The 11,912-nt window shown below is 38.9% G+C and carries 13 protein-coding genes; 7 read left to right on the top strand and 6 right to left on the bottom strand.

Going from position 1 to position 11,912, the window contains the following annotated elements:
* The 4 genes from FTU09_RS11970 to FTU09_RS11955 form a co-directional block, all read left to right on the top strand.
* The coding region (locus FTU09_RS11970) for a transposase (protein ID WP_179990606.1) at positions 1-110 on the top strand (110 nt) is incomplete at its 5' end.
* A gap of 66 nt (positions 111-176) precedes the next feature.
* Positions 177-1,169, top strand: coding sequence for an NAD(P)H-quinone oxidoreductase (locus FTU09_RS11965; RefSeq protein WP_167846153.1), 993 nt, complete (start codon positions 177-179; stop codon positions 1,167-1,169).
* 302 nt (positions 1,170-1,471) lie between these two features.
* Positions 1,472-1,651, top strand: a complete 180-nt coding sequence (locus tag FTU09_RS11960) for a hypothetical protein (RefSeq protein WP_131262037.1) — start codon at positions 1,472-1,474, stop codon at positions 1,649-1,651.
* Positions 1,652-1,964: 313 nt separating this feature from the next.
* Complete coding sequence (locus tag FTU09_RS11955) at positions 1,965-2,471, top strand: hypothetical protein (RefSeq protein ID WP_004977287.1); 507 nt, start codon at positions 1,965-1,967, stop codon at positions 2,469-2,471.
* 141 nt (positions 2,472-2,612) lie between these two features.
* Here the strand turns inward: FTU09_RS11955 and tnpA are convergent, their stop codons facing one another.
* A complete protein-coding gene (gene tnpA, locus FTU09_RS11950) occupies positions 2,613-3,011 on the bottom strand; it encodes an IS200/IS605 family transposase (RefSeq protein WP_004970281.1) in 399 nt (132 codons plus the stop codon).
* Between the two features lie 58 nt (positions 3,012-3,069).
* Here tnpA and FTU09_RS11945 point away from each other — a divergent pair, with 58 nt between their 5' ends.
* A complete protein-coding gene (locus FTU09_RS11945; RefSeq protein ID WP_131260640.1) occupies positions 3,070-4,377 on the top strand; it encodes an RNA-guided endonuclease TnpB family protein in 1,308 nt (435 codons plus the stop codon).
* A gap of 55 nt (positions 4,378-4,432) precedes the next feature.
* Here the strand turns inward: FTU09_RS11945 and FTU09_RS11940 are convergent, their stop codons facing one another.
* Positions 4,433-5,761: a hemolysin family protein gene (locus tag FTU09_RS11940; protein WP_104852324.1), complete on the bottom strand. Its 1,329-nt coding sequence runs from the start codon at positions 5,759-5,761 to the stop codon at positions 4,433-4,435.
* Between the two features lie 126 nt (positions 5,762-5,887).
* Positions 5,888-6,877 carry a LysR family transcriptional regulator gene (locus FTU09_RS11935; RefSeq protein WP_004977282.1) on the bottom strand — a complete coding sequence of 330 codons (990 nt, stop codon included), beginning with the start codon at positions 6,875-6,877 and terminating at the stop codon, positions 5,888-5,890.
* Between the two features lie 645 nt (positions 6,878-7,522).
* Between FTU09_RS11935 and FTU09_RS11930 the strand changes: the two genes are divergently transcribed.
* Positions 7,523-9,124: an isocitrate lyase gene (locus tag FTU09_RS11930; RefSeq protein ID WP_180044386.1), complete on the top strand. Its 1,602-nt coding sequence runs from the start codon at positions 7,523-7,525 to the stop codon at positions 9,122-9,124.
* A 140-nt stretch (positions 9,125-9,264) separates the two neighbouring features.
* Here FTU09_RS11930 and FTU09_RS11925 read toward each other — a convergent pair whose 3' ends face one another.
* The gene (locus FTU09_RS11925; protein ID WP_154320476.1) at positions 9,265-10,095 is read right to left on the bottom strand and encodes a copper resistance protein NlpE N-terminal domain-containing protein; all 831 of its coding nucleotides are present in this window, start codon (positions 10,093-10,095) and stop codon (positions 9,265-9,267) included.
* Between the two features lie 356 nt (positions 10,096-10,451).
* Between FTU09_RS11925 and FTU09_RS11920 the strand changes: the two genes are divergently transcribed.
* Positions 10,452-11,078: a 1-acyl-sn-glycerol-3-phosphate acyltransferase gene (locus tag FTU09_RS11920; RefSeq protein ID WP_104852321.1), complete on the top strand. Its 627-nt coding sequence runs from the start codon at positions 10,452-10,454 to the stop codon at positions 11,076-11,078.
* 47 nt (positions 11,079-11,125) lie between these two features.
* Here FTU09_RS11920 and ykgO read toward each other — a convergent pair whose 3' ends face one another.
* A complete protein-coding gene (ykgO, locus tag FTU09_RS11915) occupies positions 11,126-11,248 on the bottom strand; it encodes a type B 50S ribosomal protein L36 (RefSeq protein ID WP_026438469.1) in 123 nt (40 codons plus the stop codon).
* A 105-nt stretch (positions 11,249-11,353) separates the two neighbouring features.
* Positions 11,354-11,911, bottom strand: a complete 558-nt coding sequence (gene rsmD / locus FTU09_RS11910) for a 16S rRNA (guanine(966)-N(2))-methyltransferase RsmD (RefSeq protein WP_004970724.1) — start codon at positions 11,909-11,911, stop codon at positions 11,354-11,356.
* Position 11,912 lies beyond the last annotated feature (1 nt).

The raw sequence follows: 11,912 nt of genomic DNA, 5'->3' as shown, positions 1-11,912 counted from the left end.
AATGGCAGTGTGTGGAGTGCGGTACGCTCCATGATCGGGATGTAAATTCCGCACTGAATATTCTTGCGCTCGGGCATGAGCGTCTAGCAGTAGGAATCTCCGTCCTTTAGGTCGGGGAGGATGTCAAGTTCAAATAGTCAGAATTCATATCAGTATCAAACAATCAGGGATTTGCCATGACACAAAACACAATGCAGCAGATTATTATTACAGAACCAGGTGGCCCAGAAAAATTAGCCTATGAAACGGTTGCAATACCTGAGCCACAAGCCAACGAGGTTTTGGTCAAAGTACATGCTTTGGGTTTAAATCGTCCTGATATTTTACAGCGTCAGGGGCTGTATCCTATGCCTAAAGGCGTGACGCCAGTGCCAGGCTTAGAAGTAGCAGGTGAAGTGGTTGCTGTGGGTGCAGATGTTTGCCAGTTTAAAGTTGGTGATGCAGTGTGTGGCTTAACTAATGGTGGTGGCTATGCAGAATATTGTGTTGTACCAGAAAGCCAGACTTTGACAATTCCAACAGGTGTCAGTTTTGTACAAGCCGCTGCGATACCTGAAACGTTTTTTACTGTGTGGGCCAATGTATTCCAAATGGGCAAAGCCAAAGCAGGTGAAACGGCACTAATTCATGGCGGAACCAGTGGTATTGGTACAACTGCTTTAATGTTGTGCAAAGCCTTAGGTTTAAAAACCTTTGCAACTGTAGGTTCAGATGAAAAAGTACAGGCAATTTCACACCTCACCACAGCGATTAATTACAAGACACAAGATTTTGAACAAGTGATTAATGCAGCGACAGACAATGCCGGGGTCGATATCATTTTAGATATTGTTGGTGCGCCGTATTTGGAACGTAATTTAAACTTATTACGTCGTGATGGTCGCTTGGTGTATATCGCATTCTTAGGTGGTGCAAAAGCCAAAGAAGTAAAACTTGGTCAAATTATGATGAAGCGTCTTACCATTACCGGTTCGACCATGCGCGCCCGCAATACTGCAGAAAAAGCTGAAATTACCAAAGGTTTGCAAGAGATCGTTTGGCCATTGTTAGCCAAAGGTGAATGTCTGCCTATGATTTATAAAACCTTTCAGTTTGATCAAATTCAGCAAGCGCATGCCGAAATGGATACAGGCGAGCATGTGGGCAAAGTAGTGGTCGAAGTGATTTAAAGACTCAAATTTAAAATCAACGTACATAAAAAAACTGACCGAGTGTCAGTTTTTTATGTGTACTTTATAGAGGATTTTAACAAAGATTTTTTGAATCAGTTTTAGCAATTATTTTAATCATAATTACATAAATATTCCTTTAAACTACAATTCAACACAATAAAATTTTTCCAAATAGTCAAATATTAAGGAGGTGTAGGACACACCCTGTCAATAATAAACCTTATCTTTATATTCATTGAATTCATTCTCAAGATTACAAAACGGTTCATGTAAAATAATTTGATAGAGAGAGCAGGCTTATGAAAATTTTATCTGCATATACGACAAAGCACAGTCTACGTGCATTAAAACGGTTACACAAAAATATTGTTCGTCAGCAAATCAATGTTGGGAACTTAAATAAAATGTATCATGCGATGCTACATTTAGAGCGCTATATTGACCGCCTCGATCATGATAAACGCGAAAACTTGTATTAAGTGTAAAGAGCAACCTGTTAATTATTTTTTACTAAAAAGTACAAGTGAGTTGAAAAGTTAAACCTGTTATTTATTGGATTATTCATTTGAAATAACGGGTTTTAAATAGACGGTAAAATTCAGGAGAAAAACTAAGGGAACAATAAGAAATTTAAAATAAACAAGGATGATCAAAGCTGAAAGATCAATTTTAAACTGCTGCACTGTAATAGGTGCAGCACTGCCTTGTGTGAACAATTGCTTCGGAATGTGTCGAGCTTTTAGCTAAATTGTGCGAAAATAGCGTTTTGCTATTTTTGTCCAAGGGCAGTACATGATTGACCAATCTCCTGAATCATTAAGTGATATCGAAATACTCGACATTTTGCAGTCTATGAAAAGTGATGAGCTAGACACAGAGGCAAAAGAAATTATCCGTAATGGTGGGAAAGCAGGTCGTCAGGAAGCGCATAAAGCAGCGTTGGTGGCACTTAATCAGTCATTCGAAAGCAAATTTGTAGAAGCAGTAAGTTTGGCTTTGCAGTTAAACGAAGCGCAAATGAAAAAAATCCGTTATAAAAAAGACCGTGTACGTATTTTAAAAGCACGTGGCATTGATTATTTAGCCATTGATGGCACAGAAACTGCACAAGTATTGGCTCAGGTTGCACAAGCGATTGTGCGTGAAGATGCTGTGGTGACGCATGATTTGCACAACATTTTTCCTTTCTGGAAAGAGGGCTGGCCGATGGTGCAATTCGACAATGTCTATAAAATTCTAGCTGAAGATATTGCGATTCACTATCAAGCGGTATTGGATGAATTGATCAGCAAATATTAAATAGATATTCAGCTGAATTTCAGATGTATCTGTTCAGGTTTGAAAAAAGCACCACTTCATTTTGATGTGGTGCTTTTTTATGAATGCTAGAAAATCTGGATGCAGATCAAACCCACACGAATACAGTGAATTTCACAAATTTCAACCTTGTTGATTCTGAATATATTGTTTGATTATTTCCAAAGGCGCACCACCACAAGACCCTGCAAAATATGATCTTGACCATAAAACAGGTTTTGTATAATTCCCTCTCAAGTCTAAAAACTCATTTCGCATTCTTCTACTTGTTACAGACTTTAAATTATTAACCAATTTGCTTAACTGTACCGTTGGTGGATACTGAATAAGCATGTGAACATGGTCGGATTCACCATTACATTCCTTTAATTCAGCATCAAAATCTTTACATATTTCAGTTGCACACTCATTGAAATATTTATGATGCAACTCACCTAGTATTTTTTTTCGATATTTCGTTATAAAAACTAAATGAACATGAAGATTAAAGGCTGAATGTCGGTTTTTATATATCTCACTCATTGAAAAATATACCTAAAATGTTAGAATCAGCACCATATTAACAGGTACACACTCATTAATGAAAATCAACAAAGCGTATAAATTTAGGCTTGAGCCTAATGTCGAGCAAGAGGTTATTTTAAATAATCTCGTTGGCTCTGCACGCTTTGTTTGGAATCAAATATTAGCAATTTCATTTGAAATGTTTGCTCAAAATAAACACATTAATGCGGTGAATCTAGTAAAAAAGATAACAGCACTGAAAAAGAATCCTCAGTTTAGCTTTTTAGATGGAAATTCAAATGCTGTGTCACTTCAACAAAAAGTTCGTGATCTTGCATCAGCATGGGGGAAGTTTTTCAACCCTAAAGAACATGCTCGACTAAAAGAAAAAAAGCGCAAACCTAAGAAACCTAAATTTTTTAAATTGGCTGATGGTACTGAGGTTCAGTTGCGCCCACTTATGCCTAGATTTAAGAAAAAATCAGACGGTTATGATTCCATTCGCCTTGTACAATTCGATAAATACTGTTGGGTTAAAGGAAATAAACTCAAACTCCCTAATGGCGTAGGTGTTATTAAATTCAGGAAGTCGCAAGAGATTCTAGGCACAATAAAAAATGTGACGATCAGTAAGGTGTCAGGACGTTGGTACGTTTCATTCTGTACTGAAACAGAACTTACTGAAATGCCGATCCACCCATCAAAATCAGCGATTGGTGTTGATCTTGGTGTTAAGAAATTAATCACTACCTCAAATGGTCAGGTCTTTGACCCGATCAATAGCTTTAAAACCAATCAGATTAAATTAGCTAGACTTCAACGGAAGCAGAGAAAGAAAGTTAAATTTAGTCAAAATTGGAAAAAACTGAATTTTAAAATCAATAAACTACATCATCACATTGCCAATATTCGTCATGACTACTTGCAAAAAATCACTACAACGCTCAGCAAAAACCACGCAATGATTGCTGTTGAGGATTTAAAAGTAGCAAATATGTCGAAGTCAGCAAGTGGCACAATCGAAAATCAAGGAAAGAATGTAAAAGCTAAGTCAGGCTTAAACAAATCAATCCTAGATCAAGGTTGGGGCATGCTCGTTAGTATGTTGGAATATAAGCAACAATGGCGAGGTGGATTACTTGTAAAAGTTGATCCGAAGTACACAAGTCAAACCTGCTGTGAATGTGGTCATGTAGCAAAAGAAAACCGACAAACTCAAGCTAAATTTGAGTGTGTCGGATGCGGTTATGTTGCGAATGCGGATTTAAACGCATCTCGTAATATATTGTCGGCAGGACATGCCGTTTTGTCTGTGGAGGGTGGATGCGGTAAAGGTCGCCCTAAGAAGCAGAAAGCAAGCGAAATCCGTGAGGAAGTCGCCTAAGAGCTTTGCTTTTAGAATCCCCCACTTGAGTGAAAACGAAAGTGGTGGGAGTATGTCAACCATCTGCTTCAGTGTTGTTTTGTATTTCCTGCGTTTCTACAATTCGTGTCACTAAAAGTTGGTCAATTTTAAAATGATCGACGTCGACCACTTCAAATTTATAACCATCAAAAAGTACAGAGTCGGCAGGACGCGGGATTTTACGTAGCTTATACATCATAAAACCTGCAATGGTTTCATAATTTTCATCATCTGGCATTTCATCAATTTGCAGCGCGTGTTTAATGTCTTCAATTGGTGTACTGCCATCAATCAGCCAAGAATTGTTATCACGTTTAATGATTTGCTGATCTTCTTCAATAGGTGTTACCCAATCGCCCATCACAGTAATCATAATATCAGACAGGGTAATTACGCCCACAACCAACGCATATTCATTAATGACTACGGCAAATTTTTCTTTGGTAGAGCGGAAACGGTCTAAGACTTCAGACAGCGTGAGTGTATCTGGAATGGTTAATACATTACGGATGGTGCTTTCATTTAGTTGTAGTAAAGATTGATTATTGAGGATTCTGACCAAAATATCTTTGGCATCAACATAGCCAATAACATCATCAATATTTTCGCTACAGACCAAAAATTTGGAATAAGGATATTCTGCAAGTTTTTGACGAATACTGGCTTCAGATTCCTTTAGGGTAAAAAACACCACATTTTCACGTGTAGTCATACTCGAAGGCACGTTACGTTCTTCAAGTTCAAACACGTTTTCAATAAAGTGATGTTCCTGCTTTTGTAAAACACCTGCTTGAGCGCCTGCATCCATGACTGCAGAAATATCATCAAATGTAATATTGTCTTCGCGCGTGGTATTTACTTTAAATAAACGGAACAGCACGTTGGCAATCGCATTAATCATCCATGCCAAAGGCTTGCATATCCGAATAAAAATTTGAATCGGATTAATCACCGATACCGCAATTTTTTCAGGGGCGATCATTGCCAAACGCTTAGGCATTAGGTCGGCAAATAAAATAAACAGCGAAGTCACTAAGGTAAATGACAAGGCAAAACTAAGCGTTTCAGCCCATGGTCCTTGATAGAAGCGCACAACTAAGTTGTAAAAATAAGGACGGAATGCGCCTTCACCTAAAATACCACCTAAAATGGCAACTGCGTTTAAGCCAATTTGTGAGGCAGCAAAAAAATCAGCTGAGTTTTCTTGTAGATCTAAAACTTTTTGGGCACGTTCATCGCCTGATTCGGCTAGAATTTTCAGTTTAACTTTACGTGCACCAGCCAACGCAATTTCAGTCAGCGATAAAAAACCAGCTCCGACAATGAGGATGAGGATAATAACAATATTCTGGAAGAGGCTCACGAATCCACCTGTGGATTATATTATTTTAAATATAACAATTTGAATCTTTATTAAACAATGAGGAATATCGAAATATTCCTCATCTGAGTATAAGCGTTTGTGCCAATAAGTTCAGTGAATTTTTAATTAATAGGCTGAAAATTGAGAGTTATTCAGTAAAAACTCACGGTTTTCTTCTTCAATCATTTGGCGCGCTACATATAAAATCAATTGGCGTAACCAACGGTGTGCAGGGTGATGATGTAACAACGGACACCATGCCATCTTTAATTCAAATTCTGGAATATAAAATGGTGGGTCTTTAATCAGTAAACTTTGGCTTTTGGCTTGTAAGCGCGCAATACGTGTAGGTAAGGTTGCGACTAAATCTACATTAGACGCGAGTAGTGCAGGCATTTGATAATGACGGGTAAACACCGAAATTTTACGTTTTTGTCCAATACGCTCTAAAGCTTGATCAATCCAACCCAGTCCCGCTTGTTTCTCTGGATTCACACCAAAACCAACGCCCATACCTGTTTTAGAAACCCAAATATGTTGTGCATCTAAGTAGCTTTTTAAATTCAGGTTATTGGCAGCAGGGTGTTTGTGATTGAGCAGGCAAGAAAAACTATCACGCCAAACTAAAACCTGATGGAAACTTTGTGGAATTTCATTAAAACGGTTAATCGCCAAATCGACTTTACCTTGTTCCATGTCGCGATAAGACACATCACTCGGGGTTAAAAAGTCTAATACCACATTAGGTGCTTCAGAGCGTAAAGCTTTAACCAAGCGTGGGACTAATGTGGCTTCTGCGTAATCGGAGGTCATAATCCGAAATACACGATTTGAAGTATAAGGGCGGAACTCAGTACGCGGCTCCAAAATCATAGAAAGGTCAGATAAGGCATCGCGGATACGCGGTTGTAATTCTAAGGCACGTTCAGTTGGCGTCATGCCTTCAGAAGAACGAATCAGCAGGGGATCATTAAATAAATTGCGCAAACGACGTAAAATGTTACTCATCGCAGGTTGGGTAACGCCCAATTGTTCTGCAGCACGGGTTACATTTTTTTCACGAAGTAAGACGTCAAGATAAATTAATAGATTAAGATCAACCCGCTCCAGATTCATAAAATAAATACCGAAAATAAAATCACTAAATTATTGGAATTATGCCATAAGCCGTAAGGCTTGTGTATAAATTATGATGAAAAAATCGACGAGATAAACAGCAAAAAATCTGAATAAAAACAGCCAGCCCCATCATTATTTCCTAAAGAAATGTAGGTTGCCTAGTACTGCATCTATACTTTTTAATCTTAAATGCAAAAACACTTAAAAGCATTGGCAGAACTGATAGCAGATTCTATTTTGTATGAAACTTATGCACTTACATTGCGCTGAAAAGCAGCAAAATTTTGCTAAAAAATGGCAGAAATCGCCAATGCAAGCATTTTTTATGAAATGCAAGACTTAAGTCTAATGCAGAAAATATCGGCACAGAGATGAATTTGTAAGCAAAGATATTTGATTGATTTTCTAAATAAGGTTTTTAAAATCAATATGTTGTGTTTTTATTGTTTTTGTGAATTAAGACTTTGATCTATACATTTTTTTAAAAAATACCGAGAATTACACGAGAATATTGGATTAATTCATTCAGTCACTCTACTCTGTATTCATCGTAACGAAGTGCTCTAAATCTGAGCAATCAAGCATAAGCGCGATTTAGCCTTCGATTGATAAATCCTAAATAATATTACAGGGTACAATATCATGACTACATACCAAACAGCGATTGATGCAATCCGCGAATTAAAAGCAAAATTCGGCAACACTTGGGCAGACATCAGTCCTGAAGATGCTGCGCGTATGCAAATGCAAAACCGTTTCAAAACTGGTTTAGATATTGCTAAATATACAGCTGCGATTATGCGTCGTGATATGGCTGCTTATGATGCTGATTCAAGCAAATACACTCAATCTTTAGGTTGCTGGCACGGTTTTGTTGCGCAACAAAAAATGATTGCGAACAAAAAATACTTCGGTACTACTGAACGCCGTTATATCTACCTTTCTGGTTGGATGGTTGCTGCACTTCGTTCAGAATTCGGTCCACTTCCTGACCAATCTATGCACGAAAAAACTTCTGTTCCTGCATTGATCGAAGAAATCTACACATTCTTACGTCAAGCTGACGCGAAAGAATTAAACGATTTGTTCCGCGCACTTAAAAAAGCACAAGACGCTGGTGATACTGCTAAAGCTGCTGAAATCACTGCTCAAATCGACAACTTTGAAACTCACGTTGTGCCAATCATTGCGGACATCGACGCTGGTTTCGGTAACGAAGAAGCAACTTACTTATTAGCTAAGAAAATGATCGAAGCGGGTGCGTGTGCACTTCAAATCGAAAACCAAGTTTCTGACGCGAAACAATGTGGTCACCAAGCTGGTAAAGTAACTGTTCCACACGAAGACTTCATCGCTAAAATCCACGCGTTACGTTATGCGTTCTTAGAAATGGGTCTTGACGACGGTATCATCGTTGCACGTACTGACTCTGAAGGCGCTGACTTAACTCAAAAAATCCCAGTAGTTAAAGAGCCAGGCGACATCGCTTCTCAATACATCAGCTACTTAGACACTCAAGAAATTGACATCTCTGAAGCGAAAGAAGACGAAATCCTAATCAAGCGTGATGGTAAATTACACCGTCCTAAGCGTTTAGCTTCTGGCTTGTACCAGTTCCGTGAAGGCACTCAAATTGACCGCGTTGTACTTGACTGTGTAACTAGCTTACAAAACGGTGCTGACCTTCTTTGGATCGAAACTGCGACTCCAAACGTAGAAGAAATCGCTCACATGGTTAACCGTGTACGTGAAGTTGTGCCAAATGCGAAACTTGTTTACAACAACTCTCCATCATTCAACTGGACACTGAACTTCCGTCAACAAGCGTACGACCGTTGGGTTGCTGAAGGTAAAGACGTATCTGCATACGACCGCGCTAAATTAATGAGCGCTGAGTACGACGATTCTGAATTGGCTGCTGAAGCTGATGAAAAAGTACGTACATTCCAAGCAGACGCTTCTCGTGAAGCAGGCGTGTTCCACCACTTGATCACTCTGCCTACTTACCACACAGCTGCTCTTTCTACTCACGAGCTTGCTCAAGGTTACTTCGGTTCTGAAGGTATGTTGGCTTATGTTGCTGGCGTACAACGTAAAGAAATCCGCGGTGGTATCGCTTGTGTGAAACACCAAGCAATGGCTGGTTCTGACATCGGTGACGACCACAAAGAAATCTTCGCTGGTGACAACGCGCTTAAAGCGGGTGACGATGCGAAAAACACAATGAACCAATTCAACGCGTAATCGCTTGATGGTTTAAAAGAAAACCCTGCATCAGCAGGGTTTTTTTATGGCTGTAGAAAAATCAAAGAATTCTGAAACACTTTTTAAGAAATAACTTTAAAGTGAAGTTTCTTTATTTATGAAAATTCAGCAGCTGTAACCTATTTAATTTTGATCACATCTGCCTGTACAGAAGCAGGGTAATGGAAAGACACCTTAATCCATTGTTTTTGTTGTGCAGGAATCGGTTCTAAAAATTGCGGATCGACTACAGCAGCATATTCCTGATATTGCTGATCGACCAAAACCAAGTCATTGGCATGTAATTGTAATGCTTGATCAGATTGATTGTGAATTGCCAGAAAATAATCGTGTGCCATCACAGGGTCGTTTAATTCTTTGACCTCAACATTTTGTACGTGTTCAGCCTGAATATCGACATGCTTCAGGGCATTACTGACTTGCATATTTTCTACAGGATGTAAGAAAACCTGAGTTTCATTTTTCTGTTGATTTTGTATATTTTTCTGATTGTATAAGCTGAATTTAAGACCGTGAGCTGTGAGTTGAATACGTGCATAGGCTTGCCCATTTTCTGTATTGAGCAACCATTCATTTGCCGTGTTTTGCGATGGGTGTTGGTTCTGTTTGTCTTGCTGATTGTTGCCCTGAGCAGCTTGAATCGTTCCCGCCACTTGGTTTTCGCGCTGCCGCTGTTTCGAGCGTTTAATGTCGATGAGTTGAAAGGTTTGATCATCATTCAGGCGTAAATGAATCACATGCTGTTCACAGTTGTCACAAGGCAATAAGGCTCTAAAGTTACCTGTAGCTTGTCCTGTCCATGAAGTTGCTGAATTTTGAACTTCAGTTTTGGGCGTAATTTGTGGCTCAGAAGGCAAAGCGGATTGATATTCCCTGCTTGGATCAGTTGATCCGCAAGCTACTAAAAATAAGCTAAGTGTACTGAGTGCAATCGGATAACGATTCAGCATAAATGTTCTGAACTTCAAACTTGTCTTGCTGCCACCTTAAACTTTCACCTTGTATCTGAAAAGCCAATTTGCCTTATTTTTAATGAAGATTTGTAGCAAATCATAACAAGCCAGATGTTTTAAAGTTTTAAGTTTCACTTCAAGGATTACATCGGATTAGACCGTAAAAAACTCAGCAAACTGTGCGTAAATTTATATATTTACCATTTTAAACTTGCTTGAATCTAGCAATGAATAAGCGCAAAAACAGTATGATTTTGCATTGAATGACAAAAATAAGATGAGTGCAGGAAATTTTTATACATTTATAAAGTATTTGTTTATTTATTCGTCGTTTTAGACTTTTGTATTTGTCGATGCTTGCTAAAATTCGCACACTTTATTTGGGGTATGCGGTTGTGTTTGAAAAGTTAGCTGAGCGAAGCTTAAATTTAATGGGTTGGGAAATCGACAATCATTGTCCGTTGGAATTAGACCAATATGTGATGATTGCTGCACCGCATACCAGTAATTGGGATGCCTTATATGCACGCTTAGGGCTTAAAGCTTTGGGCGTTAATGTTCGCTTGACCATTAAAGACAGCTATATGAAATTGCCGTTTGGGCCATTTGTCCGTGCGATGGGAGGTATTGGTATAGACCGTCGTCCGAAAGCACCAGGCGAAGCACGACCTAGTATGGTTCAGCTCATGACGGACTTATTTAAAAACCATCCTAAATTGGTGATGTTGGTGACGCCTGAAGCCACACGTGCGCGTCAAGAACAATGGAAAACAGGTTTTTATCATGTTGCGTTAAATGCAGGTGTGCCAATTGCTTTGGCGTATATGGATTACGCAAAAAAGAAAACGGGTGTGGGAAAAATTGTGCATCCAACCGGTGATTTTGAAAAAGATATGGCTGAAATCATGGCATTTTATGCGCAGGTTCAAGCAAAATTTCCTGAAAGTTTTAGTGTCGATACACGTTACTATTCAGAATAAGCACACTATTTCAGTGTAATAATCTATCAAAACTAAAAGACAGGGGATTATCCCTGTCTTGCTTTAAAACGTGGATTGGATTTGCAAATCACAAATAATTTGCCACGACGTTTCACAATTTGACAATCGGCACGCGATTTTGCACTTTTTAAAGATGAACGAACTTTCATGAAGATAAACACTACAATATGTAATGTTATAATATTACATTAATAGATGACTCTTGAAAAGTGTCGATAGTCATAAAATTACCGCGTATCTTTTAAGGAGAAAATTTAAACAACAATCTTTTGGTATAAGCCCGCACGTACAGTTCCCGCTTTGCTCTCTTTAACTTTTTGCCAAGTCTGCGGTAATTTTAACAGGTTTAAATCACGATCTGCTTCAACATAAATCAGACCTTGTGCCGCAATGAGTGGATCAGCCAACCCTGCCAATTCTTCCCATAAATCTAAACTATAAGGCGGGTCTAAAAATACCAAATCAAACTGATCTTTTAGTGTCGCCAAAGCATGTTGTGCGGTAGAAACTTTTAATTGTGCTTTGCTTTTATTGACGCGTAATAATTCTAAATTTTGCTGTAAAAACTGTGCTTGTGTACGGTTTGGCTCAATCATGACCACGTGTGCCGCACCGCGAGACAGGGCTTCAAAAGCTAAAGCGCCCGAACCTGAACAGAGGTCTAACACTTTGGCGTTTTGCACATCCCACATTAACCAGTTGAATAAGGTTTCGCGCACTCGGTCGGGCGTAGGGCGTAATCCCTCAATTGAAGCAAAAGCCAACTGACGACGTTTCCATTCTCCACCAATAATGCGTAGTTGATTTTTCATG

Source organism: Acinetobacter sp. YH12058, from assembly GCF_013419805.1.
In the GTDB taxonomy this organism is placed as follows: domain Bacteria; phylum Pseudomonadota; class Gammaproteobacteria; order Pseudomonadales; family Moraxellaceae; genus Acinetobacter; species Acinetobacter towneri.
Note: the sequence above shows the minus strand (reverse complement) of the source record. Positions and strands in the feature narration are given on the sequence as shown.